A 24,456-nucleotide genomic window follows, 5' to 3' on the forward strand; every position below is an offset into this window, starting at 1 on the left:
ACCTACCCACCTCAGACCAATGCATTGCGTTTGGCCACATCGATCAGGTCGACCAAGGTATCGACCTGGAGTTTTTGCATCAGGCGCTTCTTGTAGGTACTGACTGTCTTGTTGCTGAGAAACATGCCTTTTGCAATTTCCTTGTTGCTTCTACCTTGTGCGAAAAGTTGCAGGACCATCAACTCCCGGTCATTGACCTGTCGGAAAAGTTGTTCCTCGTTGTTCACTTTTCCCGGATTGCTGTTGACTGCCTGGCTGGGGAAGTAGTTGTAGCCGGCAAGTACGGCCTTGATCGCGCTGAGCAGTTCGCCCAGGTCTTCCTGCTTGCAGACATAGCCGGCGGCACCCGAGTGCATGCAGCGCACCGCGAAAAGCGCTGGCGACTGGGCCGTCAGCACCAGCACCTTCAGAGGCAGCGCCATGGCCTGGAAGCGCGACAGCACCTCCAGGCCGTCCAGTTTGGGGATGGCGATATCGAGGATGACCAGGTCGGGGCGCGTTTCGCGGATCATCTGCATGGCATCGACGCCATTGTCCGACTCACCGACGATCCTGTAGTTCTGGTTTTCCAGCAACATGCGAACGGCCAGCCGGATAACGGGATGGTCGTCGACAATAAATACGGAGTGCATATTCAACTTCCTAATGCGGCAGCTGTCGGAAACAGTGCGCACCTTAGCTCAGTTGGAAGTCGTCGGGACATGGAGGAAACGGCTGTGGGCCGTATATGGGAATTTACCTACAGTAAAAAGTTACCAGCGCTACGAATTGATCACGAATAAGTCATGTCAATTCGTTGTTTGGTAACTTTTTATTGAAAAGTTGAGGCGGCTGTTTAGTTTGTCCTGCGATGACCTAGGAAATTTCCTTCAGAGCATGCCGATGCATGCCATGGTCGGTTTGTGGTCTTTCAGGTTGGGCTGGAGCGACCGGTCATTTCGCAGGCCATTTCACTGGCGTAGCTGTCGGTCATGCCGGCGATGAAATCGATCATGCGCAGGTAGGCGTTGTGCAGTGAGCCTTGTGGGTCTGGGGCATGGTTGCCGAGCAGGTCCAGGACACGTCGGCTCTTGAAGGAGGGCGTGCGGCCTCCGTGCTGTTCCAGGGCGGCTGCGCAGAATGCGTTGAGGAGAATCTCCAGGGTGGTATAGGCGCCGATCTCGTGCAGCGTCTTGCGCTTGTCCTGGAAGATCTTCTTGCGCGCCATGTCCTTGGCCTGCAGCACGCAGCGTTTGGCCGGGCCGTGCATATGCTCGACCAAGTCGCCTGCCAGGCAACCGGCGAGCAGGGCCGGCTGCTGTTCGACGAAGGCCTGGGCGGCGGCATTGGTCAAATGCTCGATGGCCTTGCCGCGCAGGATCGCCAGCTTGCGTCGCCGCGAGTCGCCGGGCCCCAACTGACGGTAGGTGTCGGGGAGGTCGTCGCCGACCAGGTCGAGCAGCAAGGCCTCGACCTCGGCGTATTGCAGCAGCTCCATCTCCAGGCCGTCTTCCAGGTCGATCAGCGCGTAGCAGATATCGTCTGCCGCCTCCATCAGGTACACCAGTGGATGGCGTGCCCAGCGCTGCTCGTCCAGCTGTGGCAGGCCGAGCTTGCGGGTGATCTGTTGCAGCAGTGGCAGTTCGCTCTGGTAGCAGCCGAACTTGTGCTTCTTGTAGCCCAGGGCATCGGCGTGACGGGCGCTCCAGGGGTACTTCAGGTAGGTGCCCAGGGTGGCGTAGGTCAGCCGGGTGCCACCGTCGAACTGGTGGTACTCCAGTTGGGTCAGGACACGAAAACCTTGGGCGTTGCCTTCGAAGTTGAGGAAGTCGGCCCGTTCGTCGTCGCTCATGTCGTCCAGCCAGCCACGTCCAGCGGCCTGTTGGAACCAGTGGCGGATGGCATCTTCGCCGGAGTGGCCGAACGGCGGGTTGCCAATGTCGTGGGCCAGGCAGGCCGACTGCACGATCATGCCCAGGTCGCTGGGCTCGCACCAGTCAGGCAGGCTGTCGCGCAGGGGCTCGCCGACGCGCATGCCCAGGGAGCGGCCGACGCAACTGACTTCCAGCGAGTGGGTCAGGCGGGTGTGGATATGATCGTTGCTGGAGACCGGGTGGACCTGGGTCTTGCGCCCCAGGCGGCGGAACGCGCCAGAGAAGATGATGCGGTCGTGGTCCTTGTGGAAGGGGCTGCGCCCCAGTTCCTCGGGGCTGTACAGGGCTTTGCCCAGGCGTTCGCGGGTCAGCAGGGTATGCCAGTCCAAGGCTCGATCTCCCGTCAGGTGGACGCCATAGCTTCCCGTGTCGGGCGCGCCCGCGCAAGCGGCAGGCGCGACCGCTCAGCCGCGCCGGTTGTGCAGGAACAGGCGGACCAAGGGCACCAGGCTGCTGCCCAGGCGCACCAGGCGGCTGAGATTGCCGCTGCGCACGCCCTTGCCGGTGAGAAAGCCCAGCGCGACCACCGCGCCCAGGCCCCACAGCGGCGCATGCCGGATGCCCAGGCCATCTTGCAGCGAGCTGCCCATGCCACGCAGGCGCCTGACCGGCTCGACCAACTGCGCCGATTCGTGGCGGATCTCCTGGCGGTGCATTTCCAGGCGCAGGCGCAACAGTGCCTTGCGCAGTTCACGGGGATTACGGGTATTGGGGAGTTCAGGCAGGTTCATGGCAACAGGCGCTCCCTGTCCTTGGCAAGTTCCTCGAGGGTGGCGCTGAACGGCGACGATTCGTCGAACACCGCGGCCTTCAGACGCAACCCGCAGTACAGGGCGGCGACGCCATAGAACACGCACAGGCCAATGATGCCGGCCAGGCGATAACTGTCCCACAGCAGCACCAGGACCAGCCCGGACAGCGCGGTCAGCAGCAGCAAAGCGAACACCAGCGCCAGGCCGGCGAACAGCAGCAGGCTGAGGGTACGGGCTTTCTGCTCCTGCAGTTCGATGCCGAACAGCTCGACATGGCTGTGCAGCAGGCCGAGCAAGGCCGCGCCAAGGCGCTTGCCGGAAGCGCTAGTGCCCAGAGCGTCGTTTTCCATGGGAACTCCTCAGCGCCGATTGGCCAGCAGGCCGATCAGCAGGCCGACGCCGGCGGCGATGCCGATGGCCTGCCACGGATTCTCCTGCACGTACTGCTCGGCACTGCCGAGGGCCGCCTGGCCGCGCTGGCGTACCGAGTCCTGGGTCAGTTGCAGGGTCTCGCGGGCCTGGACCAGGCGGTCGTGGATCTGCTCGCGCAGTTCGTCGGCCTGGTCGCCGGCCAGGTTGGCGGTGTCGGCGAGCAGTTTCTCGGTGTCGCGCACCAGGGCCTGGAAGTCAGCCATCAATATCTCTTGAGCAGTCTTTGCCGATTTGCTGGCCATGGGTCTCTCCCTGTGGATGTGTGTGGCTATTTCGAGTGATGGGGAAGAAGGAAGGTTCAGTGCCATCGCTGGTACGACCCTTGCTATCTCCCGGGGCGTGGCCGTGGGGTGTTGCGCCGAATGCGTGCGCTGGCCCGACGGATACCGATAAACCTTAACCCAATCCACGACAAACCCAAGAAAAACCACGCAGGCCTTGCCCGGCTCACCGAAACGGGGCGGGGCCATGGCACCGAATCGGTGCAAGGAGGTGGATTCTTGAACCGTCCTGGTGCCTTTTTCAGCAGGTCTGCCTCTTTCATGGAAAACATGCACAGCGCGATGGACTCCCTGGTCCATGGCTCCAATACCTTGTTCATTCTCATGGGCGCCATCCTGGTCCTGGCCATGCACGCGGGTTTCGCCTTCCTCGAAGTCGGTACCGTACGGCACAAGAACCAGGTCAATGCCTTGTCGAAGATCCTCAGCGACTTCGCGGTCTCGGCCCTGGTGTACTTCCTGCTCGGCTACTGGGTGGCCTATGGGGTGAACTTCTTCCAGCCGGCCGGCGAACTGGCCGCCGACCATGGCTATGCCCTGGTCAAGTGCTTCTTCCTGCTGACCTTCGCCGCGGCGATTCCGGCGATCATTTCCGGTGGCATCGCCGAGCGTGCCCGGTTCGTGCCGCAACTGTGCGCCACGGCCTTGATCGTGGCGCTGGTCTACCCGTTCTTCGAAGGCGTGGTGTGGAACGGCAACTTCGGCGTGCAGGGCTGGCTGCAGGCGCGCTTCGGGGCGCCGTTCCACGACTTCGCCGGCTCGGTGGTCGTGCATGCCATGGGCGGCTGGCTGGCGCTGGCGGCGGTGCTGTTGCTGGGCGCGCGCCGTGGCCGCTACCGTGAGGGCCGGCTGGTGGCGTTCGCACCGTCGAGCATTCCGTTCCTGGCCTTGGGGTCGTGGATCCTGATTATCGGCTGGTTCGGCTTCAACGTCATGAGCGCCCAGACCTTGCAGGGCGTCAGTGGACTGGTGGCGATCAATTCGCTGATGGCCATGGTCGGCGGGACCCTGGCTGCCTTGGCAGCCGGGCGCAACGACCCTGGCTTCCTGCACAACGGCCCGTTGGCCGGGTTGGTGGCCATCTGTGCCGGATCCGACCTGATGCATCCGCTCGGCGCCCTGGCCACCGGCCTGGTGGCGGGGGTGCTGTTCGTCTGGAGCTTCACCGCGGCGCAGAACCGCTGGAAGATCGACGATGTGCTGGGCGTCTGGCCTTTGCATGGCCTGTGCGGCGTCTGGGGCGGCATCGCCTGTGGCCTCTTCGGCCAGGCTGCGCTCGGCGGGCTGGGCGGTGTCAGCCTGGCCAGCCAGTTGGTCGGCAGCCTGGCGGGAGTGCTGGTGGCATTGCTGGGCGGCTTTGCCGTGTATGGCCTGATCAAGGCCGTGCCGGGGCTACGCCTGAGCCACGAGCAGGAGTTCCAGGGCGCCGACCTGTCGCTGCACCGCATCGGCGCCACCAGCCAGGATTGACGCAGGCCAGGTGCACGTGGCCCGGCATGGACCTAGAATGATCATCCCATTCCTTGCTGATGCGGGACCTGTCCATGCTGCCTGAATGCCAACTGTTCGGCACCCTGGGGTGCCATTTGTGCGAAGTGGCCGAAGCCTTGCTGATGCCTTTCGTCGAGCACGGCCTGCTGGTGGAGTTGGTCGATATCGCCGACAGCGAGGCGTTGTTCGAGCGCTATGGCCTGCGCATTCCCGTGCTGCGCCGTTGCGACACCGGTGCCGAGCTGGGCTGGCCGTTCGATGCGGAGCAGGTGGTGGCGTTCCTGAAGGGATGATTGCCGAGAGGGGAAGCGGTGCCCTCCTGCATGATCCGGCGCGCAGGGCGAAGATGCGAGGCCGACCGAGACAGGTCGGCCCCTTCAATCGTCCTGGAGTAGCTCTGCGATGCTCATCACCCCCCATTTCACCCTCGAGGAAATGACCGTTTCGCAAATCGCCGCGCGCGAAGGGCTGGACAATGCGCCCCCCGCGCAGGCCCTGGCCAACCTGGGCCTGCTGTGCCGGACACTCGAACAGGTGCGCGCGCTGTGCGGCGCCCCCATCATCGTCAGCAGTGGCTACCGCAGCCCGGCCGTCAACCGGCGCGTGGGCGGGGCATCCAGTAGCGCCCACCTCAGTGGCCTGGCCGCTGACTTCACCGTGTTCGACCTCGCGCCCCGCGAGTTGGCCCTGCGTATCCGTGACAGCGACGTGGTGTTCGACCAGCTGATCCTCGAGTTCGACGGCTGGGTGCACCTGGCCGTATCGCGTGGCGCGCCGCGTCGCCAGGTGTTGACCATTCGCCGGGGCACGGGCTACCTCGCCGGGATCCGCTGAAGCCCAGGCCAATTGACGGCATACCGGTCACGTCCGTAAGCTGTATATAAATACAGTATCAGGGTGAATCAATGCTCAACGTCGAGCAACTGAAGTACAGCGTCAACCGCATGTCCCCCGAGCGGGTCTGCGACGCCGTACTGGAGCTGCGCCTCGAAGGTCTGGTGACGGATGACCGGACGCCGTTCGGCAAGGTCCATTTCAACACCTGCTTCGCCGAGATCGAGGCGCTGTTCCAGCGTGCCGGTTACCATCGTCAGCTGGATGTGGTGGGGTACCAGGGTTTGGTCTATGCCCTCTACGATCCGGGGCGCTGGGATGCGGTGCAGGTCTTGCGCTGGCTGAAGGCACACAGCGAGACGGCGGCCCGGGCTGGTTGACCTGGCGGGCATGGAGGATAATGCCCGCCCTTGAGTTTGCGAGCCCTGCCATGACCGCGCCTTTCGACCCCGCCCACCAGCAAGCCAGTACGGTCTGCCTGCCACCAGGTCGCTGGGCGACGGTACTCGACTGCCTGTGCGATCGTTTCAAGGGCATCAGCCGCGAGCAGTGGCTCGACCGTTTTGCTCGTGGGCGCGTGCTGGATGCCGCAGGGCAGGCGATTCCGGTGGACATGCCCTATCGCCAGGGCATGCGCCTGCACTACTTTCGCGAGGTGCCCAACGAGAAGCCGATCCCGGTGCAGGAAACGATCCTGCATGTGGACGAGCATCTGGTGGTGGCCGACAAACCGCATTTCCTGCCGGTCACCCCGACCGGTGAGTATGTCGAGCAGACCTTGCTGCGTCGCCTGATCCGTCGCTTGGGCAACCCGCACCTGGTGCCGCTGCACCGTATCGACCGGCATACCGCCGGGCTCGTGCTGTTTTCCGCCAACCCACACAGCCGCAGTGCCTACCAGCGGCTGTTTCCCGAACGGCGCATCGACAAGCGCTACCAGGCGATCGCCGCGGCGCTACCCGAGCGTGAGTTTCCCCTGGTGCACCGTAGCCGCCTGGTGCATGGCGAGCCCTTCTTTCGAATGCAGGAAGTGGCGGGGCAGCCCAACAGCGAAACCCTGGCCGAGGTCCTGGAGAAGAATGGCGAGCTGTGGCGCTACGGCCTCTCGCCGGTGACTGGCAAGACGCACCAGTTGCGGGTACATATGGCGGCGCTGGGCGCGGCGATCTGCAACGACCCGTTCTACCCGGCGCTGTGCGAGGTGCAGGATGACTACCAGCGGCCACTGAAGCTGCTGGCGCAAGGGTTGCGGTTCGAGGATCCACTGACAGGGGAGGTGCGCTGCTTCGAGAGTCGCCTGTCGCTGGAGTGGTGAGGAGGGGAGCCAAGGGCTGCAAAGCACCCTTTGACTGAGTGACATTGGGGCTGCTTTGCAGCCCCAGGTGACAACGACCGGCGATAAAGGCCAGCGCCTCAGCGGTTGAAGCGCTCCACCAGGGAATACTGGCTGCCCGCCGTGCTGGTCAGCTCTTCGCTGAGCAGTGCCGAGCGCTGGGCCTGTTCGGCGGTCTGGTCGGCCAGGTCGGCGATGGTGCTGATGTTGCGGCTGATCTCGTCGGCCACCGCGGTCTGCTCCTCGGTCGCCGCGGCGATCTGGGTGGCCATGTCGGTGATGTTGGCCACCGCTTCGCTGATGCCCGCCAGCGCCTGGTCGGCTTCCATGACCCGCTCCACGCCTTCCTGGGCCTGGCGGTGGCCGTTTTCCATGGTCTGTACGGCGTTGTTGGCGGTCTGCTGCAGCTTGGCGATCAGGTTGTGGATCTGCCCGGTGGACTCGGCGGTGCGCTGGGCCAGTTGGCGTACCTCGTCGGCGACCACGGCGAAGCCTCGGCCCATCTCACCGGCGCGCGCCGCCTCGATGGCGGCGTTGAGGGCCAGCAGGTTGGTCTGGTCGGCGATCCCCTTGATCACATCCACCACGCCACCGATCTCGTCGCTGTCCTTGGCCAGCTGAGTGACGGTCTGGCCGGTTTCGCCGACGGCTGCCGACAGGCGCTCGATGGCCTCGCGGGTCTCCCCAGCGATGTGCCGGCCCTGGCTGGTCAGGCGGTTGGCTTCCTGGGTGGCATCGGCGGTGCGCTGGACGTGATTGGCCACTTCCTGGGTGGTGGCTGCCATCTGGTTGACCGCGGCAGCGACCTGCTCGGTTTCCACTCGCTGGCGTTCCAGGCCCGTGGAACTCTGGTGGGCCAGGGCATCGGACTGGCGCGCCTGGTCGCTGAGGTGCTCGGCGCTGTCCTGCAGGCGGGTCAGGCAGGTCTTCAGGCGCGCATCTTGGCTGAGCATGGCCATTTCCAGGCGGGCCTGCACGCCACGGCTGTCGGTGTACATCTGCGCGATCAGCGGGTCGGAGGTGGTCTGTTCGGCCAGGCGCAGCAGGCGCTTGAGGCCGCGTTGCTGCCAGGTCAGGCCGAGCAGGCCGAGCGGTACCGACAGGCCCGCGGCCAAGGCGAAGCCCCAGGAGTGGCCGAGCCAGTTGCCGATCAGGAAACCGACCTGGCTGACCAGGATGAACGGCAGCCAGTCCTGCAGCACCGGCAGCCACTTGTCACGCCGTGGTACTGCCGGCTTGCCTTGGTTGATGCGCTGGTACAGTGCCTCGGCGCGGCGGATCTGCTCGGCGGTGGGCTTGATTCGCACCGACTCGTAGCCGATCACCTGGTTGTTGTCGAAGATCGGCGTGACATAGGCGTTGACCCAGTAGTGATCGCCCGACTTGCAGCGGTTCTTGACGATGCCCATCCACGGCAAGCCCTGCTTGAGGGTCTGCCACATGTGGGCGAAAACCGCCGGGGGCACGTCGGGATGGCGGACCAGGTTATGGGGCGCGCCCGTCAGTTCCTCGCGGGAGAAACCGCTGATGTCGATGAAGGCATCATTGCAATAGGTGATCACACCCTTGGCATTGGTGGTGGAGATCAACCGTTGTTGGGCAGGGAAGGTCCGTTCTCTCTGGGTAATCGGCTGGTTGTTACGCATGGGCAGTCAATCCGCAAGGCTTTCGACAGGTATCGGCAAGCCGGTGATTTTATTGAATGGATACTTAAATTCGCTTGACCTGGCTCAATGAGCACAGGGCGCGCCTGGGTTAAAGGATCTGGCGATTTCACGTAAGTTGCCGTCAGGTTTGCGTTTTTTTAACGATTTATGACGGTTTGGTCCGATCATGACTGATTGTTCGGAGAAGGGCCAGCGGCGAATGGGGGAGGGGAAGGTTGCCGTTGGCCTTGCAGGAGCGGTCAGGCGCCCCGGCAAGGCCGCTCCTGCAAGTGCCTCCGTGCTTCAGGCCGCAATCAGCTGGCGCAGCACATAGTGCAGGATCCCTCCGGCCTTGAAGTACTCCACTTCATTGAGGGTATCGATCCGGCATAGCACCTCGATCTGTTGCTGCTGGCCATCCTCGCGGGTGATGCGCAGCGGCAGGCTCATGCCTGGGCGTAGCTGCGCGCCGGACAGCCCCAGCACATCGATGCGCTCCTTGCCGGTCAGGCCCAGGGTCTTGCGGCTTTCCCCGGCCTTGAACTGCAGCGCCAGCACGCCCATGCCCACCAGGTTGGAGCGGTGGATACGCTCGAAGCTCTCGGCCAGCACTGCCTTGACCCCCAGCAGGTTGGTACCTTTGGCCGCCCAGTCACGGCTGGAGCCGGTGCCGTACTCCTGGCCGGCGATCACCACCAGCGGTGTGCCTTCGTCCTGGTAGCGCATGGCCGCGTCGTAGATCGACAGCTTCTCGCCACTGGGCACGTGCAGGGTGTTGCCGCCTTCCTCGCCACCGAGCATCTCGTTGCGGATGCGGATGTTGGCGAAGGTGCCGCGCATCATCACTTGGTGGTTGCCGCGGCGCGAGCCGTAGGAGTTGAAGTCGCGTGGCTCCACGCCCTGGCTGCGCAGGTAGCGGCCGGCAGGGCTGTCGGCCTTGATGTTGCCAGCCGGGGAGATGTGGTCGGTGGTCACCGAATCGCCGAGCAGGGCGAGGATGCGGGCCCCCTGGATATCGTCGATCTGCGGCAAGGGGCCGGCGATGTCGTCGAAGAACGGCGGGTGCTGGATGTAGGTGGAATCGTCCTGCCACACATAGGTGGCCGCCTGCGGCACTTCGATGGCCTGCCATTGGGCATCGCCAGCGAAGACCTCGGCGTATTCCTTGTGGAACATGGCGGTATCGACCTTGGCCACGGCATCGGCGATTTCCTGCTGGCTGGGCCAGATGTCGCGCAGGTAGACCGGCTGGCCATCGGTACCGGTCCCCAAGGGATCGCAGGTCAGGTCCAGGCGCACGCTGCCGGCCAGGGCATAGGCCACCACCAAGGGCGGCGAGGCCAGCCAATTGGTCTTGACCAACGGGTGCACGCGGCCTTCGAAGTTGCGGTTGCCCGAGAGCACCGAGGCGACGGTCAGGTCGGCGCTGCCGATGGCTTTCTCGATGGCTTCGTCCAGCGGGCCGGAGTTGCCGATGCAGGTGGTGCAGCCATAGCCGACCAGGTCGAAACCGAGCTGGTCGAGGTAGGGCGTGAGGCCGGCGGCCTTGAAGTAGTCGGTGACCACCTTGGAGCCTGGCGCCAGCGAGCTCTTCACCCAGGGCTTGCGCTTGAGGCCCTTTTCCAGGGCTTTCTTCGCCACCAGGCCGGCCGCCATCATCACGCTGGGGTTGGAGGTATTGGTACAGGAGGTGATGGCGGCGATCACCACGGCGCCGTCGCGCAGGGTGTGGGTCTGGCCGTCATGGGTGTAGTCGACCTCGCCGGCCTGGTCGGCATTGCCTACCGCCACGCCGCCGCCACCTTCGCTTTCCAGCCGGCTGACTTCCTTGGCCAAGGGCCTGGGTTGCAGTTCGATGAAGCCGTCGAAGGCCTGGCGCACCTGGGACAGGGCGACCCGGTCCTGCGGGCGCTTGGGCCCGGCCAGGCTGGCCTCGACGTCGTGCATGTCCAGCGCCAGGGTGTCGCTGAACAGCGGCTCCTGGCCTGGCAGGCGCCAGAGGCCCTGCGCCTTGCAGTAGGCCTCGACCAGTTGCACCGTCTCCTCGGCCCGGCCCGACAAGCGCAGGTAGTCAAGGGTCACCTGGTCGACCGGGAAGAAACCGCAGGTGGCACCGTATTCCGGTGCCATGTTGGCAATGGTGGCGCGGTCGGCCAGGGGCAGGTCGGCCAGGCCATCGCCGTAGAACTCGACGAACTTGCCCACCACGCCTTTCTTGCGCAGCATCTGCGTGACCGTCAGCACCAGGTCGGTGGCGGTGATGCCTTCGCGCAGCTTGCCGGTCAGCTTGAAGCCGATCACCTCGGGGATCAGCATCGATACCGGCTGGCCGAGCATGGCCGCCTCCGCCTCGATGCCGCCCACGCCCCAGCCGAGCACGCCGAGGCCATTGATCATGGTGGTGTGCGAGTCGGTGCCGACCAAGGTGTCGGGGAAGGCATAGGTGCGACCGTCTTCCTCACCGGTCCACACCGTGCGGCCCAGGTATTCCAGGTTGACCTGGTGGCAGATGCCGGTGCCTGGCGGCACCACGCGGAAGTTGTCGAAGGCGCTCTGGCCCCAGCGCAGGAAGGCGTAGCGCTCGCCATTGCGCTGCATCTCGATGTCGACGTTCTGGGCGAAGGCCTGGGGGCTCGCGTAGCGATCGACCATCACCGAGTGGTCGATCACCAGGTCCACCGGCGACAATGGGTTGATCCGCTGCGGGTCGCCGCCGGCCTTGGCCATGGCGGCGCGCATGGCGGCCAGGTCGACCACTGCGGGCACCCCGGTGAAGTCCTGCATCAGCACCCGCGCCGGGCGGTACTGGATCTCGCGATCAGAGCGACGCTCGCCGAGCCACTGGGCCAGGGCGCGCAGGTCGTCGCCGGTGACGGTCTTGCCGTCCTCCCAGCGCAGCAGGTTCTCCAGCAGCACCTTGAGCGACATGGGCAGGCGCTCGAGGTCGCCGAGTTGGCGGGCGGCTTCGGCGAGGCTGAAATAATGGTAGGTACGGCCGGCCGCCGTAAGGGTCTTGAGGGTCTTCAGGCTATCGAGCGAGGGCATTGCCAACTCCTTCTGCGCCGGTGCCCGGTACCTTCGGTGGTGCGTGCGGTTGATTCGCGTACTCAAGTCCTGGCGCTGAAATCGAATGCGCGAACCCGCCACACAGACCACGGGATACCGGTGTCACCGCTCTGTGGTGGTCCGCACGGCACGGACCTGGCTGAATGGTCAGGGTAGACCGAATTGCCGGACCTGACCTTGTTCTGGACCGGTGGGGCATGTCGCCGGTTCCGATCTTCCTTTATCATCGCCGCCCTGCCGGCGCCTGCCTTGCGCCGGATCAAGGCTGGCGGTGCACGCCAGCGACGTGGAGTGAGAGATGAATATCCTGTTCATGCATTGCCGGCCCGGCTTCGAGGGCGAGGTTTGCGCCGAGATCAGCGAACACGCCGCCCGCCTGGGTGTCGCGGGCTATGCCCGGGGCAAGCCGCAGAGCGCCTGTGCCGAGTTCGTCTGCACCGAGCCGGACGGCGCCGCGCGCCTGATGCGTGAACTGCGCTTCGAGCAGTTGATCTTTCCGCGCCAGTGGGCCCGGGGCGAGTTCGTCGAGTTGCCCGAGAGCGAGCGCATCGGCGTGCTGCTCGAGCACCTGGCCGAGCATCCGGTGTACGGCAGCCTGTGGCTGGAGGTGCTTGACAGCAACGAGGGCAAGGCGCTCTCGACCTTTTGCCGCAAGTTCGAGGTGCCGCTGCGCAAGGCCCTGGAAAAGGCTGGCCGCCTGGTCGAGGGCGCCGGGCGACCGCGCCTGCTGCTGACCTTCATCAGTGGCCGGCGGGTGTTCGTCGGCCTGGCCGAGGCGAACAATTCGGCGCTCTGGCCCATGGGCATTCCGCGCCTGAAGTTCCCCCGCGAGGCGCCCAGCCGCTCGACCCTCAAGCTGGAGGAGGCCTGGCACCAGTTCATCCCGCGCGAGCAATGGGAGCAGCGCCTGAACGACGACATGACCGGTGTCGACCTGGGGGCCTCGCCCGGTGGCTGGACCTACCAGTTGGTTCGGCGCGGCATGCTGGTAACGGCCATCGACAACGGCCCGATGGCCGAGAGCCTGATGGACACTGGCCTGGTCCAGCACCTGATGGCCGACGGTTTCACCTGGCAGCCGAAGCAGACGGTGGACTGGATGGTCTGCGACATCGTCGAGAAGCCTGCGCGCACCGCAGCGCTGATCGAGACCTGGCTGGGCGAGGGGTTGTGCCGCGAGGCGGTGGTCAACCTCAAGTTGCCGATGAAGCAGCGCTATGCCGAGGTACGCCGCCTGCTCGAACGTATCGAGGCCGGCTTCAAGGCACGCAAGGTCAAGGTGTCGATCGCCTGCAAGCAGCTGTACCACGACCGCGAGGAGGTCACCTGCCACCTGCGCCGGCTGGACCTCAAGCCACGCTGAGGCGGCTGGCTGGCGGCCGCTGCCCGGGCGAATGTGCCCGGGCGCTTGGAGCGCGCGGCCCGATGCGCGACAATGCCCCCATCATTTGTGGAGCACCCCATGACCGAATTCACCCCTGACGCCATCCTCGACGCCACCGGCCTGAACTGCCCGGAGCCGGTGATGATGCTGCACCAGCACGTCCGTGACCTGGCGGCCGGCGGCCTGCTCAAGGTCATCGCCACCGACCCCTCGACCCGCCGCGACATCCCCAAGTTCTGCAACTTCCTCGGCCATGAGCTGCTCGAGCAAGAGGAACAGGCCGGCACCTACCTGTACTGGATCCGCAAGAAGGCCGATTGAGCCCGCTGGATCGTGCCTGGCATAGCGCCTACACTGCGTGCCCCTGACAGGAGAGCGCCATGCTGATAGTTGCCGACGAGAATATCCCGCTGCTCGATGCCTTCTTTGCCGGTTTCGGCGAGATTCGCCGTTACCCCGGACGCAGCATCGACGCGGCCTGCGTCAAGGACGCCGATGTATTGCTGGTGCGCTCGGTAACCCAGGTCGACCGGCAACTGCTCGCGGGCAGCCAGGTGCGTTTCGTCGGCACTTGCACCATCGGCACCGACCACCTGGACCTGGACTACTTCGCCGAAGCCGGTATCCACTGGAGCAGCGCCCCGGGCTGCAACGCCCGGGGGGTGGTGGACTACGTGCTGGGCAGCCTGCTGACCCTGGCGGAGCTGGATGGCGTGGACCTGGCCAAGCGGGTCTACGGCGTGGTTGGTGCGGGGCAGGTCGGGGAGCGCCTGGTGCGGGTGCTGCACGGCCTGGGCTGGAAGGTGCTGGTCTGCGACCCGTTGCGCCAGGCCCGTGAGGGTGGCGATTTCGTCAGCCTCGAGACGATCCTCGAACAGTGCGATGCGATCAGCCTGCATACGCCGTTGCAGCGCGAGGGCGCACACCCCACCTGGCACCTGCTGGGCGCGGGGCAACTGGCGCGCCTGCGTGCGGGGGCCTGGTTGATCAATGCCAGCCGCGGTCCGGTGGTGGACAACCAGGCCCTGCGCGAGTTGCTGCTGGAGCGCGAAGACGTGCATGCGGTGCTGGATGTCTGGGAGGGCGAACCCCAGGTGGACCTGGTCCTGGCCGACCTGTGTACCCTGGCTACCCCGCATATCGCCGGTTACAGCCTGGATGGCAAGCAGCGTGGCACGGCGCAGATCTACCAGGCGTTCTGCCGCTGGCGGGGTGAGCCGGAGCAGGTGCAGTTGGCCGACCTGCTGCCGGCGCCGGCTCTGGCGCGGCTCGACCTGGATGCCGCCGCGGATCCGGCCTGGGCCTTGGCGACCCTGTGCCGGGCGGTGTACGACCCTCGGCGCGACGACGCCGATTTTCGCCGCAGCCTCAGTGATGTTCCGGCCGAGCAGCGCGCGGCCTTCGACCTGCTGCGCAAGCATTACCCGCAGCGGCGCGAGATCGAGGGGCTGAAGGTGCACCTGAACGGCGATGCGCCACAGTTGGCGCAGGTGGTCAGTGCCTTGGGGGGCGTGCTGGTCTAGGGGGATGGGCTGCGACGCAGCCCCACGATGGTGCCCCTGAAAAGCAAAAACCCGGCGCAAGCGCCGGGTTGTAAGGGATTCGTTGCCTTCAGGCCTTGCGCACGGGTTCTTCCCGGCTCTTTTCCAGGTCCTTGCAGGCCTTCTGGATCATCTGCTCGGTGATCGGGATTTCACGGCCCTGGGCGTCGATGATCGAGCCGCAGACCTGGGATTGCGGTTGGTTCGTGGTCTTGGGCGTATCGCTGCTATGCTGCAAGCTCATTTCCTGTCTCCTCATCAGGTTCAAGCTCAGGGTAAACCACTTGCCGTGACTAGCCTGTGACAGCTCCCTGGGCGTCACGACAGGGACAGTCCAACAGAAAGCGCGGCAAAGCTCCAGAGGCACGTTAGAACGAAAGGGTATAGCAACCTTGGCCATCGCCTCGCCGCTGCGCTGTGGTCCTCATTGCGATACCGGGAGGCTGGCCACGGTTCCCCGTGAGCGGATGAGTGGTAGTCTGCTGCCCCCTAGCTGTGAACGGACACCTTCATGCCCGAGCCGGTTTCCTCCCGCCAGCGCCGCGCCCTGCGCCTGGGCTGGCGGTTCATCCGTCCGTACCGCAGGCAGGTAGCGCTGGCCTTGCTGGCACTGGTCGTGACCGCCGCCATCACCCTGTCGATGGGACAGGGCATCCGCCTGCTGGTGGACCAGGGGTTCATGACCCGCTCCCCACACCAGCTCAACCAGGCCATCGGCTTGTTCCTGCTGCTGGTGCTGGCCCTGGCGGTAGGGACCTTCAGCCGCTTCTACCTGGTGTCGTGGATCGGCGAACGCTGCGTGGCGGATATCCGCAAGGCGGTATTCGATCACCTGGTCGGCCTGCACCCGGGGTTCTTCGAGGACAACCGCAGCTCGGAGATCCAGTCGCGGCTGACCGCCGACACCACCTTGCTGCAATCGGTGATCGGCTCGTCACTGTCGATGTTCCTGCGCAACGCTTTGATGGTGGTCGGCGGGGTGGTGCTGTTGTTCGTCACCAACCCCAAGCTCACCAGCATCGTGGTGCTGGCGCTGCCCTTGGTGTTGGCGCCGATCCTGCTGTTCGGTCGGCGAGTGCGCAGCCTGTCGCGGCAGAGCCAGGACCGGGTTGCCGACGTGGGCAGCCACGTGGCCGAGGCCCTGGGGCAGATCAAGACGGTGCAGGCCTACAACCATCAGGCGCGGGACCGCGAGCTGTTCGCCGGCACCGTGGAAGCGGCGTTCGCCGTGGCGCGACGGCGCATTGCCCAGCGCGCATGGCTGATCACCCTGGTGATCGTGCTGGTGCTCGGTGCGGTGGGGGTGATGCTCTGGGTCGGCGGCATGGATGTCATCGCCGGGCGCATCTCCGGTGGCGAACTGGCGGCCTTCGTGTTCTACAGCCTGATCGTCGGCAGTGCCTTCGGCACCCTCAGCGAGGTGATCGGCGAGTTGCAACGAGCGGCCGGCGCCGCCGAGCGCATCGCCGAGCTGCTGGCGGCGCGCAGCGCCATCCTGGCCCCCGTCGAGCCTGCCGTGCTGCCGAGCGGGCGGGCCAAGGGGCGTATCGAGCTGCAGGGTATCCATTTTGCCTATCCGTCGCGGCCGACGGTCGCGGCCATCGATGGCCTGAGCCTGACCATCGAGCCTGGGCAGACCGTGGCGCTGGTGGGGCCTTCCGGTGCGGGCAAGTCGACCCTGTTCGACCTGTTGCTGCGCTTCTACGACCCCCAGCAGGGGCGCATCCTGCTCGACGGCCAGGCGATCGCCGAGCTGGCCCCGGACGAGCTGCGTCGGCAGTTCGCCCTGGTGGCGCAGAACCCGGCGTTGCTGCGTGGCACGGTGGAGGCCAACATCCGTTATGGCCGGCCCGAGGCCAGCCTGGCGCAGGTCGAGGCAGCGGCGCGCAGCGCCCATGCCCATGAGTTCATCCAGCAATTGCCCCAGGGGTACCAGACCCTGCTGGGGGAGGGTGGCATCGGCTTGTCCGGCGGCCAGCGCCAGCGCCTGGCGATCGCCCGCGCGCTGCTGGTGGATGCGCCGATCCTGCTACTCGACGAGGCCACCAGCGCCCTCGATGCCCAGAGCGAGCACCTGGTCCAGCAGGCATTGCCCGGCCTTATGGCGGGCCGGACCACGCTGGTGATCGCCCACCGCCTGGCCACGGTGCAGCATGCCGACCGCATCGCGGTGATCGACAAGGGCCGCTTGGCGGCGATCGGCAACCATCGTCAATTGATCGAGGAAAGCCCGCTCTATGCAAGGTTGGCTGCCCTGCAGTTCAGTTCGGCGTGAAGAGTGGGGCAAGCTTCACGCCGCAAGCTGTAAGTAAGAGCGGGCGGCGCTCAGGCATGACACCCTGCGCCGATCAGCTTGAAGCTTGGAGCTTGAATGGGGGAAATCCGCCATTTGCTGGACAAACGCCCGCTGCAGGTGGCGGATTGTCGCCAGCAAAACTGCCGATCTTCGGGTGCGACCATGCGCCTCAGCTATTAGCCATTGGTCTTGGTGGAGCTGGCACGGCTTGTGCTTTGGCGCGGGCTGGGCTTAGTGCCCGAGGCGATCGTGCCCCGATCCATCGAAACCCCATTCGCCGACCCTGCGATCTTGCTGGCCAACTGCCGCAAGACGCCACTCGCCTCGAGTGCCGGTCGTGCGGGCGAGAACAACAACCGGGCGTGCACACCGGGGGCAACGAGATGCCAACCACTTCACTTCAATTGGATTGAGCTATGAAAAAAATCCTGCTGACGCTCCTGTGCCTGAGCGTCATCGGCTGTTCCAAGCCCGGCGAGCCGGAAAAGTCCGTCGATGTCCTGCTGATCGGCGGCGGTATCATGAGCGCGAGCCTGGGGACCTACCTCACCGAGCTGGAGCCGAACTGGACGGTCGACGTCTACGAACGCATGGACCAGGTCGCCGAGGAAAGCTCCAATGCCTGGAACAACGCCGGCACCGGTCACTCCGCCTTCTGCGAGCTGAACTACACCAGCGAAGGCAAGGACGGCAAGATCGACATCAGCAAGGCGGTCAACGTCAACGAGCAGTTCGAGGTCTCCAAGCAGTTCTGGGCCTACCAGGTCGAGCAGGGTGTGCTGAGCAACCCGAAGTCGTTCATCAACAATGTGCCGCACATGAGCTTCGTCTGGGGTGACGAGAACGTCGCGTTCCTGCACAAGCGTGTCGAGGCCCTGCGGCACAGTTCGCTGTTCCGTGGCATGGAGATCTCCGAGGACCACGAGCAGATTCGCAAGTGGGTGCCGATCGTGATGGAGGGCCGTTCGCCCGAGCAAAAGGTCGCCGCGACCCGCATGGCCATTGGTACCGACGTCAACTTCGGCGAGATCACCCGCCAGTTGTTCGCTTCCATGGCCCGCAACCCGAACGTCAAGCTGCACCTGCGTCACGAAGTGCGTGACATCGTGCGCAATGATGACGGCAGCTGGAACGTGGTGGTGGCGGACCTTGCCAAGGGTGGCAAGGAAGCCCGCGTCAAGGCCAAGTTCGTGTTCATCGGCGCCGGTGGCGGCGCGCTGAAGCTGCTGCAGAAGTCCGGTATCCCTGAAGCCGAGGGCTACGCCGGTTTCCCAGTCGGTGGCCAGTTCCTGATGACCGACAACCCCGACATTGTCGCCCGCCACAAGGCCAAGCTGTACGGCAAGGCTTCGGTCGGCGCACCGCCCATGTCGGTCCCGCACCTGGATACCCGTGTCATCGACGGCAAGGAAGTGCTGCTGTTCGGCCCATTCGCGACCTTCTCGACCAAGTACCTGAAGAACGGCTCGCTGCTGGACATGTTCGCCTCGCTGACCACCCATAACATCAGCCCGATGATCAATGCCGGCATCGACAACTTCGACCTGAGCACCTACCTGATGGGCCAACTGATGCTCAGCTTCGACGACCGCATGGATGCCCTGCGCGAGTATTTCCCCAACGCCCAGAACCAGGACTGGAAACTGCTGCAGGCCGGCCAGCGCGTGCAGGTGATCAAGAAGGACCCTGAGCACGGCGGCATCCTGCAGTTCGGTACCGAGGTGGTGGCCTCCCAGGACGGCACCATCGCCGCGCTGCTGGGCGCTTCGCCAGGCGCTTCGACGGCTGCGCCGATCATGCTGACGGTGCTGGAGAAGACCTTCAAGGACCGCATCAAGACCCCGGAATGGCAGGCCAGGCTGAAGGAGATCGTGCCGACGTATGGCCAGAAGCTGAACAACGACCTCGAGCTGACCAACAAGACGCGTGAGTGGAGCCATTCGCGCCTGCAACTGCTGCACGTTCCGGTGCTGCCGGAGGAAGTGGCTGCGGTGCAGTAAATTGAAGCATGCACCGCGGGGCAATGCTGTTGCTCACGCCATGGGGCTGCTTTGCAGCCCATCGTCGGCAAGCCGGCGATGGGGCGCGAAGCGGCCCCCAATGGCCGCAGTAAAAGAGCCTTTTTCCAGGCACAACAAAAAGCCCGCTCAAGGCGGGCTTCTTGCAGTTTCGAGGAATTTGGTCGGAGAGACAGGATTCGAACCTGCGGCCTTCTCGTCCCGAACGAGACGCGCTACCTGGCTGCGCTACACTCCGATGACCGAAATCCTACTGCATACCCTTTTCGAACGCAACCCCTTGTTGCAAAAAGGAGCTTTGCCAAAAAGGGGAGGCGAAATCACAGCTCTTTGACGGTCCGGATCTGGTCTTTGTTGACGCGGGTACGCTTGCCGTCGAGCTGTTCGAATTCGTAGAAGCCGGAGTCTTCGTCATAGGAAGGGGTGTCCACTGCCTGGATCTCGCGGCCGTCGTTCAGGGTAATGACGGTTGGCGATGCGCAGCCGGCGAGGGCGCCCAGGCCCAGGGCGAGCAGGAAAGCGGGAAGGGTCCGTTGGATCATCGTGTTTCTCCAGTGCAATGGTGCTTGATGCCAGTTAAGACGCAAGGTGTCTGCGCAAGTTCCTTGCAAAGTGCAGCATAGCGGCAAAGGTGGGGCATTGATGGAGAACAATAGCCTGTCGTCCTGAGGCGCGCTTGCCCCCCGAATCTCAAGAACGGCGCGGCCCCTGGGAGCTGGCTTGTCGGCGATGGGCTGACAAATCCCAGTTGCCCCCTGCATAGCCACGCAGCGCAGCCTGCGACGGCCCACCCTGTGATATAACAACCGCCATCACCCACCGCTGCGACGGATCTCCATGAAAGCCAAGGCAGATACCCCCTTCGTGCCGCTGAACATCGCCGTGCTGACGGTCAGCGACACCCGTACTTTCGAAACCGATACTTCCGGCCAGTTGTTCGTCGATCGGCTCACCGCCGCCGGCCACCGATTGGCCGCGCGGGTACTGCTCAAGGATGATCTGTACAAGATCCGCGCCCAGGTCGCCACCTGGATCGCCGATGACCAGGTGCAGGTAGTGCTGATCACCGGCGGTACCGGCTTCACCGGTCGCGACAGCACGCCGGAAGCCGTGGCCTGCCTGCTGGACAAGCAGGTCGAGGGCTTCGGCGAGCTGTTCCGGCAGATCTCCGTGGCCGACATCGGCACCTCCACCGTGCAGTCCCGTGCCCTGGCAGGCCTGGCCAACGGTACCCTGGTGTGCTGCCTGCCGGGCTCGACCAATGCCGTGCGTACCGGCTGGGATGGCATCCTCGCCGAACAGCTCGATGCCCGTCACCGGCCCTGCAACTTCGTCCCCCACCTGAAGCAGGCAGCGGCCTGTGACAGCCGTGGTTGAGGGTATGCAGGCCCGGCCGCTGATGCCGGTGGAAGAAGCCCTGGAGCGGCTGCTGGCGCTGGCCGAGGCCGCGCCGATCCGTGACACCGAGGACGTGGCCCTGGCTGACGCCGAGGGCCGGGTGCTGGCCCGTGACCTGGTGGCCAGCCTCGACCTGCCGCCATGGCCGAACAGTGCCATGGATGGCTATGCCCTGCGCCTGGCCGACTGGCAGGGCGAGCCGCTGGCGGTGAGCCAGCGTATCTTCGCCGGCCACGCACCCGCGCCGCTGCAGCCGGGCACCTGCGCCCGGATCTTCACCGGCGCGCCACTGCCCGAAGGCGCCGACTGCGTCGAGATGCAGGAAAACGTCGAGGTCCTCGAGGATGGCCGGGTACGCTTGCTCGAGCCGTTGCAGGTCGGCCAGAACGTTCGCCCGCAGGGCCAGGAAACCCGGGTGGGCGAGCAAGTGATGGCCACGGGTACGCGCCTGGGGCCGATCGAGCTGGGCCTGGCCGCGACCCTGGGTCATGCCAGGCTCGAGGTGGTACGCAGGGTGCGGGTGGCCGTGCTGTCCACCGGGGACGAGCTGGTCGAGCCCGGCCTGCCGTTGGGGCCGGGGCAGATCTACAACAGCAATCGCCGCCTGCTGGCCAGCTGGTTGCAGCGCCTGGGCTGCGAGGTGGTGGATGTGGGCATCCTCGCCGACGACCTGCAACGAACCCGCGAATGCCTGGCCGGGCTGGGCGATGTCGACCTGATCCTGTCCACGGGCGGCGTTTCGGTGGGCGAGGCCGACTACCTGGGAATGGCCTTGCGCGAAGCTGGTGAACTGGCCCTCTGGAAGCTGGCGATCAAGCCGGGCAAGCCGCTGACGTTCGGGCATTTTCGTGGCGTGCCGGTCATCGGCCTGCCGGGCAACCCGGCGTCGACCCTGGTGACCTTCGGCTTGTTGACCCGGCCCTACCTGTTGCGCCGCCAGGGCGTGACCCAGGTCGCGCCACTGCGTTTCGACATGCCGGCAGGATTCGACTGGCCCCGCCCAGGCACGCGCCGCGAATACCTGCGGGCGCGGATCGAGCAAGGCCAGGTGCGCATCTACAAGAACCAGAGCTCTGGCGTGCTGCGCAGCGCGGCCTGGGCCGAGGGGCTGGTGGAAGTGCGCGAAGGCACCACGCCGCGCCAGGGCGACAGCGTGTCGTTCATTCCCTTCAGCGAGCTACTTGGCTGAGCGGCCGAGCAACACGTCGCCCAGGGACGCGGCCTGCGCCGGTGCCAACTGGCGCAGGCGCATGTGCACGTTCTCCAGTTGCTGGGCCGCGACGCTCCAGTCGTGGCGTTGGCGGGCGAACTGGCGGCCGGCCTCGCCCAACTGGCACATGCGCCAGGGCTGGTTGAGCAGTTGGGTGATCAGCAGGGCGAGCTGACCACCCTCGTCACCGCCCAGGTAGTGCTCGCCGTTGTTGACCGCAAGGCCGGACGCGCCCTTGTGGGTGGTGATCACCGGCAGCCCGGCGGCCATCGCCTCGAGGATCTTCACCTTCGAGCCACCGGCGTAGCGCAGCGGCGCGAAGAACAGCGCCGAACGTCGTTGCAGCTCGCGCAGGTCGGGGCGATAGCCGATCCATTCGATGCGCGGATCGTTCCAGTGCAGTTTCCAGCTGGGCGGCAGGGCATGCCCGGCAATGGCCAGGCGTACCGCCGGGTTGCTCATCCATACCTGGGGCAGGATCTCCTCCAGCGCCCATTCGATGGCTTCCAGGTTGGCGCCATACTCGAAGTTGCCGACGAACAGCAGGCGCTGGCTGTGAAAGGCCGGGCACACCGCCTGGTAGTAGTCGCAATCGACGCCATTGACCACCACGTTCACCCGGCGCCCGCTGATCTGGCTGATCAATTCGGCATCATGGGCGCTGACTGCCACTACCTCGCTGGGCTGGCGCAGTACCCGCTGTTCCCAGCGCCGATAGCGCCAGCGGTCGAAGGCATTGAGCGGCCGTAGCCACAGCGGCAATCGGTCGTGGCAGGCGACACCCATCACCGATTCGAGGGTGTGCTCACTGAGCATGTAGGGCAGGCCACGGGCCTGCAGGGCTTTCTCGAAGGGCTGGAAGCTGTAGCTGTGTTCGATCTGGATCACGTCCCAGGGCTCGTCCAGCAGTTGCTCGAAGCGGTGTCGCAGGCACGGCGCCAGGCCATGGATGATGGCCCGCATGGGGTAGTCGATGATCGGCGAGGCCAGCAGGTTGAGCGGGCTGTGCAGTGGCCGCCTGGGGAGCACGACCAGGCGCTCGACCAGGGGTTCCAGGGCCTCGCGGGCGGCATCGCCGAGCGGTACCTTCGACTGCACCAGCAAGGTGATCCGGTGCCCGTGCCGCGCCAGTTCGCGCAGCAGGTGGTATTGCCGGGTCTTGCTGCCGCTGGTGGTGGGCCAGGGCAGGTAGGGCAGTGTCCAGAGTATGCGCATGGCCCCGTTCCTCGCTATGGGCCGCCTGGCGGCCCTGAAAGACAGAACGCGCCCTGGGGGCAGTCAACCGAGGGCGGCTGCCGGGGCGCGTCCATAGATATCAGTAAAGCGCACGATGTCGTCTTCGCCCAGGTACTCGCCGCTTTGCACCTCGATCATCACCAGGTCGATGACGCCGGGGTTGGTCAGGCGGTGGGTGCGGCCTGGCTTGATGAAGGTGGACTCGTTGGTGTCGAGCAGGAACTCTTCATCGCCGTTGGTCACGCAGGCCATGCCGCTGACCACGATCCAGTGCTCGCTGCGATGATGGTGCATCTGCAGGGACAGCGATTCGCCCGGGCGCACCATGATGCGCTTGATCTTGAAGCGTGGCCCTTCCTCGAGCACGGTGTAGGTGCCCCAGGGGCGGGTGACGGTGCGGTGCAGGCGATAGGCATCGTGGCCTTGGCGCTTGAGCTGCTGGGCGATCACCCTGACCTCCTGGCTGCGCGCGGCATCGGCGATCAGCAGGGCGTCGGGGGTGTCGATGACGATCAGGTTGTCCAGGCCGACGGCCCCGACCAGCCGGCGCGGCGCATCGATGTAGCAGTTGTGCACGTCGTGCAGCACGGCTTCGCCGTTGCAATGGTTGCCATGGCGGTCGGTGGGCCTGAGTTCGCGTACCGCCTCCCAGCAGCCGATGTCGCTCCAGCCCAGCTCGCACGGCACCACGGCGACCTGGCGGGAATGCTCCATCAGGGCGAAGTCGATGGAGATGTCCGGGGCCTTGGCGAAGGTGGCCGGCTCCAGTTCCACCTGCAGGGTGCGGTCACCCTGCTTGGTCTCGCTCTGCTCCAGGCACTCGGTCACGCTGGCCAGTACCTGCGGCGCATGGGCCTGCAACTCGTCCAGCAGGGTGTCCACGCGCAGGCAGAACATGCCGGCATTCCACAGGTGGCGGCCGCCGTCGAGGTAGGCCTGGGCAGTGGCGGCGTCGGGTTTCTCCACGAAGCGTGCGACCTGGTAGCCGAGCTCGCCCAGCGCCTGGCCTTGCTCGATGTAGCCAAAACCGGTTTCGGCTCGGGTCGGCAGCAGGCCGAAGGTGGCCAACCAACCGGCGTGGGCCAGTTGGGCGGCCTGGGCGACGGCCTGCTCGAAGGCATCCAGGTCCTGGATCAAATGGTCGGCTGGCATGACCAGCAGCAGGCAGTCGTCGCCATACAGACGGGCACAGTGCAGCGCGGCGGCGGCGATGGCAGGAGCTGTGTTGCGCCCGCAGGGTTCGAGGATGAAGTCCAGGGCTGCGTTGAACGGGTTGACCTGCTGGTACTCGTCCTGGGTGCGGAAGAAGACATCGCGGTTGGTCACCGTCACCACCCGCTCCACGCCTGGCAGGGCGCTGGCGCGGGCGAAGGTCTTCTGCAGCAGGCTCTGGCCATCGGGCAGGCGCATGAAGGGCTTGGGCATGGCCTCGCGGGACACTGGCCAGAGACGGGTGCCGGCGCCGCCAGCGATGATGCAGGGAATCAGAACGCTCATTTCACAGCCTCGAATCAGGGCGCTGCGGGCAGCGCGACCAAAGGAAATCTCGACCTGTCAGGCGTCTGGCGGGGAGAAAAGTCAATAAAATGACTTTTTCTGTCGGCATCATCCGTGAAGGCCAAATA

The 24,456-nt window shown here is 65.3% G+C and carries 23 protein-coding genes and 1 tRNA gene; 12 read left to right on the forward strand and 12 right to left on the reverse strand.

Annotated elements, in window-relative coordinates; translation table 11 throughout:
- Positions 1-11 precede the first annotated feature (11 nt).
- From NJF35_RS07260 to NJF35_RS07280, 5 genes are all read right to left on the reverse strand, one after another.
- On the reverse strand, positions 12-632 hold the full coding sequence (locus NJF35_RS07260) for a response regulator transcription factor (RefSeq protein ID WP_225787154.1): 621 nt from the start codon (positions 630-632) through the stop codon (positions 12-14).
- 278 nt (positions 633-910) lie between these two features.
- Positions 911-2,242 (reverse strand): deoxyguanosinetriphosphate triphosphohydrolase, encoded by a 1,332-nt coding sequence (locus tag NJF35_RS07265; protein ID WP_253090888.1) that lies wholly within the window; start codon positions 2,240-2,242, stop codon positions 911-913.
- A 75-nt stretch (positions 2,243-2,317) separates the two neighbouring features.
- Complete coding sequence (locus tag NJF35_RS07270) at positions 2,318-2,644, reverse strand: hypothetical protein (RefSeq protein WP_225786953.1); 327 nt, start codon at positions 2,642-2,644, stop codon at positions 2,318-2,320.
- The gene (locus NJF35_RS07275; protein ID WP_225786952.1) at positions 2,641-3,015 is read right to left on the reverse strand and encodes a phage holin family protein; all 375 of its coding nucleotides are present in this window, start codon (positions 3,013-3,015) and stop codon (positions 2,641-2,643) included. The genes NJF35_RS07270 and NJF35_RS07275 overlap by 4 nt, the downstream gene beginning before the upstream one ends.
- A gap of 9 nt (positions 3,016-3,024) precedes the next feature.
- On the reverse strand, positions 3,025-3,339 hold the full coding sequence (locus NJF35_RS07280) for a YqjD family protein (RefSeq protein ID WP_225786951.1): 315 nt from the start codon (positions 3,337-3,339) through the stop codon (positions 3,025-3,027).
- A 300-nt stretch (positions 3,340-3,639) separates the two neighbouring features.
- Between NJF35_RS07280 and NJF35_RS07285 the strand changes: the two genes are divergently transcribed.
- From NJF35_RS07285 to NJF35_RS07305, 5 genes are all read left to right on the forward strand, one after another.
- Positions 3,640-4,848, forward strand: a complete 1,209-nt coding sequence (locus tag NJF35_RS07285) for an ammonium transporter (protein WP_225786950.1) — start codon at positions 3,640-3,642, stop codon at positions 4,846-4,848.
- Positions 4,849-4,922: 74 nt separating this feature from the next.
- Positions 4,923-5,162, forward strand: coding sequence for a glutaredoxin family protein (locus NJF35_RS07290; protein ID WP_317235047.1), 240 nt, complete (start codon positions 4,923-4,925; stop codon positions 5,160-5,162).
- Between the two features lie 109 nt (positions 5,163-5,271).
- Positions 5,272-5,703: a D-Ala-D-Ala carboxypeptidase family metallohydrolase gene (locus NJF35_RS07295; RefSeq protein ID WP_253090889.1), complete on the forward strand. Its 432-nt coding sequence runs from the start codon at positions 5,272-5,274 to the stop codon at positions 5,701-5,703.
- A 71-nt stretch (positions 5,704-5,774) separates the two neighbouring features.
- A complete protein-coding gene (locus NJF35_RS07300) occupies positions 5,775-6,083 on the forward strand; it encodes a transcriptional regulator (protein ID WP_225786948.1) in 309 nt (102 codons plus the stop codon).
- Positions 6,084-6,133: 50 nt separating this feature from the next.
- On the forward strand, positions 6,134-7,018 hold the full coding sequence (locus tag NJF35_RS07305; RefSeq protein ID WP_225786947.1) for a pseudouridine synthase: 885 nt from the start codon (positions 6,134-6,136) through the stop codon (positions 7,016-7,018).
- A gap of 98 nt (positions 7,019-7,116) precedes the next feature.
- On the opposite strand, the gene NJF35_RS07310 is transcribed toward NJF35_RS07305, so the two are convergent.
- Positions 7,117-8,682 (reverse strand): methyl-accepting chemotaxis protein, encoded by a 1,566-nt coding sequence (locus tag NJF35_RS07310; RefSeq protein WP_253080501.1) that lies wholly within the window; start codon positions 8,680-8,682, stop codon positions 7,117-7,119.
- A 303-nt stretch (positions 8,683-8,985) separates the two neighbouring features.
- Entirely contained in the window at positions 8,986-11,727 is a 2,742-nt protein-coding gene (gene acnA / locus NJF35_RS07315) for an aconitate hydratase AcnA (protein WP_225786945.1), read from the reverse strand.
- A 319-nt stretch (positions 11,728-12,046) separates the two neighbouring features.
- Here acnA and rlmM point away from each other — a divergent pair, with 319 nt between their 5' ends.
- The 3 genes from rlmM (at position 12,047) to pdxB (ending at position 14,655) form a co-directional block, all read left to right on the forward strand.
- Complete coding sequence (gene rlmM, locus NJF35_RS07320) at positions 12,047-13,111, forward strand: 23S rRNA (cytidine(2498)-2'-O)-methyltransferase RlmM (protein ID WP_225786944.1); 1,065 nt, start codon at positions 12,047-12,049, stop codon at positions 13,109-13,111.
- Between the two features lie 99 nt (positions 13,112-13,210).
- Positions 13,211-13,453: a sulfurtransferase TusA gene (gene tusA, locus NJF35_RS07325; protein ID WP_225786943.1), complete on the forward strand. Its 243-nt coding sequence runs from the start codon at positions 13,211-13,213 to the stop codon at positions 13,451-13,453.
- A 59-nt stretch (positions 13,454-13,512) separates the two neighbouring features.
- Positions 13,513-14,655: a 4-phosphoerythronate dehydrogenase PdxB gene (pdxB, locus tag NJF35_RS07330; RefSeq protein WP_225786942.1), complete on the forward strand. Its 1,143-nt coding sequence runs from the start codon at positions 13,513-13,515 to the stop codon at positions 14,653-14,655.
- 88 nt (positions 14,656-14,743) lie between these two features.
- Here the strand turns inward: pdxB and NJF35_RS07335 are convergent, their stop codons facing one another.
- The gene (locus NJF35_RS07335; RefSeq protein ID WP_225786941.1) at positions 14,744-14,917 is read right to left on the reverse strand and encodes a PA1571 family protein; all 174 of its coding nucleotides are present in this window, start codon (positions 14,915-14,917) and stop codon (positions 14,744-14,746) included.
- 267 nt (positions 14,918-15,184) lie between these two features.
- On the opposite strand from NJF35_RS07335, the gene NJF35_RS07340 reads away from it, so the two are divergent.
- A complete protein-coding gene (locus NJF35_RS07340) occupies positions 15,185-16,948 on the forward strand; it encodes an ABC transporter transmembrane domain-containing protein (RefSeq protein ID WP_253090890.1) in 1,764 nt (587 codons plus the stop codon).
- Positions 16,949-17,385: 437 nt separating this feature from the next.
- Entirely contained in the window at positions 17,386-18,969 is a 1,584-nt protein-coding gene (mqo, locus tag NJF35_RS07345) for a malate dehydrogenase (quinone) (protein WP_225786939.1), read from the forward strand.
- Between the two features lie 179 nt (positions 18,970-19,148).
- On the opposite strand, the gene NJF35_RS07350 is transcribed toward mqo, so the two are convergent.
- Positions 19,149-19,225 (reverse strand) — tRNA-Pro (locus tag NJF35_RS07350).
- An 82-nt stretch (positions 19,226-19,307) separates the two neighbouring features.
- Positions 19,308-19,529: a YgdI/YgdR family lipoprotein gene (locus NJF35_RS07355; RefSeq protein WP_110971301.1), complete on the reverse strand. Its 222-nt coding sequence runs from the start codon at positions 19,527-19,529 to the stop codon at positions 19,308-19,310.
- Between the two features lie 295 nt (positions 19,530-19,824).
- Between NJF35_RS07355 and moaB the strand changes: the two genes are divergently transcribed.
- Positions 19,825-20,364 carry a molybdenum cofactor biosynthesis protein B gene (gene moaB, locus NJF35_RS07360; protein WP_225786938.1) on the forward strand — a complete coding sequence of 180 codons (540 nt, stop codon included), beginning with the start codon at positions 19,825-19,827 and terminating at the stop codon, positions 20,362-20,364.
- 4 nt (positions 20,365-20,368) lie between these two features.
- Entirely contained in the window at positions 20,369-21,574 is a 1,206-nt protein-coding gene (gene glp / locus NJF35_RS07365; RefSeq protein ID WP_253080518.1) for a gephyrin-like molybdotransferase Glp, read from the forward strand.
- Here glp and NJF35_RS07370 read toward each other — a convergent pair.
- Together NJF35_RS07370 and NJF35_RS07375 are read right to left on the reverse strand one after the other, a co-directional pair.
- Complete coding sequence (locus NJF35_RS07370) at positions 21,563-22,810, reverse strand: glycosyltransferase family 4 protein (protein ID WP_253080499.1); 1,248 nt, start codon at positions 22,808-22,810, stop codon at positions 21,563-21,565. The genes glp and NJF35_RS07370 overlap by 12 nt on opposite strands.
- A 63-nt stretch (positions 22,811-22,873) precedes the next feature.
- On the reverse strand, positions 22,874-24,328 hold the full coding sequence (locus NJF35_RS07375) for a mannose-1-phosphate guanylyltransferase/mannose-6-phosphate isomerase (protein ID WP_225786936.1): 1,455 nt from the start codon (positions 24,326-24,328) through the stop codon (positions 22,874-22,876).
- Positions 24,329-24,456 lie beyond the last annotated feature (128 nt).

It is taken from the genome of Pseudomonas guariconensis (genome assembly GCF_024127895.1).
In the GTDB taxonomy this organism is placed as follows: domain Bacteria; phylum Pseudomonadota; class Gammaproteobacteria; order Pseudomonadales; family Pseudomonadaceae; genus Aquipseudomonas; species Aquipseudomonas guariconensis_B.

Coding starts and splice junctions, on each gene's coding strand:
- NJF35_RS07285 (WP_225786950.1), top strand. CDS start 3,640: ATGGAAAACATGCACAGCGCGATGGACTCCCTGGTCCATGGCTCCAAT.
- tusA (WP_225786943.1), top strand. CDS start 13,211: ATGACCGAATTCACCCCTGACGCCATCCTCGACGCCACCGGCCTGAAC.
- NJF35_RS07300 (WP_225786948.1), top strand. CDS start 5,775: ATGCTCAACGTCGAGCAACTGAAGTACAGCGTCAACCGCATGTCCCCC.
- NJF35_RS07355 (WP_110971301.1), bottom strand. CDS start 19,529: ATGATCCAACGGACCCTTCCCGCTTTCCTGCTCGCCCTGGGCCTGGGC.
- glp (WP_253080518.1), top strand. CDS start 20,369: ATGCAGGCCCGGCCGCTGATGCCGGTGGAAGAAGCCCTGGAGCGGCTG.
- NJF35_RS07290 (WP_317235047.1), top strand. CDS start 4,923: ATGCTGCCTGAATGCCAACTGTTCGGCACCCTGGGGTGCCATTTGTGC.
- NJF35_RS07295 (WP_253090889.1), top strand. CDS start 5,272: ATGCTCATCACCCCCCATTTCACCCTCGAGGAAATGACCGTTTCGCAA.
- NJF35_RS07305 (WP_225786947.1), top strand. CDS start 6,134: ATGACCGCGCCTTTCGACCCCGCCCACCAGCAAGCCAGTACGGTCTGC.
- NJF35_RS07310 (WP_253080501.1), bottom strand. CDS start 8,682: ATGCGTAACAACCAGCCGATTACCCAGAGAGAACGGACCTTCCCTGCC.
- acnA (WP_225786945.1), bottom strand. CDS start 11,727: ATGCCCTCGCTCGATAGCCTGAAGACCCTCAAGACCCTTACGGCGGCC.
- NJF35_RS07260 (WP_225787154.1), bottom strand. CDS start 632: ATGCACTCCGTATTTATTGTCGACGACCATCCCGTTATCCGGCTGGCC.
- moaB (WP_225786938.1), top strand. CDS start 19,825: ATGAAAGCCAAGGCAGATACCCCCTTCGTGCCGCTGAACATCGCCGTG.
- mqo (WP_225786939.1), top strand. CDS start 17,386: ATGAAAAAAATCCTGCTGACGCTCCTGTGCCTGAGCGTCATCGGCTGT.
- NJF35_RS07270 (WP_225786953.1), bottom strand. CDS start 2,644: ATGAACCTGCCTGAACTCCCCAATACCCGTAATCCCCGTGAACTGCGC.
- NJF35_RS07370 (WP_253080499.1), bottom strand. CDS start 22,810: ATGCGCATACTCTGGACACTGCCCTACCTGCCCTGGCCCACCACCAGC.
- NJF35_RS07280 (WP_225786951.1), bottom strand. CDS start 3,339: ATGGCCAGCAAATCGGCAAAGACTGCTCAAGAGATATTGATGGCTGAC.
- NJF35_RS07375 (WP_225786936.1), bottom strand. CDS start 24,328: ATGAGCGTTCTGATTCCCTGCATCATCGCTGGCGGCGCCGGCACCCGT.
- NJF35_RS07275 (WP_225786952.1), bottom strand. CDS start 3,015: ATGGAAAACGACGCTCTGGGCACTAGCGCTTCCGGCAAGCGCCTTGGC.
- NJF35_RS07340 (WP_253090890.1), top strand. CDS start 15,185: ATGCCCGAGCCGGTTTCCTCCCGCCAGCGCCGCGCCCTGCGCCTGGGC.
- NJF35_RS07335 (WP_225786941.1), bottom strand. CDS start 14,917: ATGAGCTTGCAGCATAGCAGCGATACGCCCAAGACCACGAACCAACCG.
- pdxB (WP_225786942.1), top strand. CDS start 13,513: ATGCTGATAGTTGCCGACGAGAATATCCCGCTGCTCGATGCCTTCTTT.
- rlmM (WP_225786944.1), top strand. CDS start 12,047: ATGAATATCCTGTTCATGCATTGCCGGCCCGGCTTCGAGGGCGAGGTT.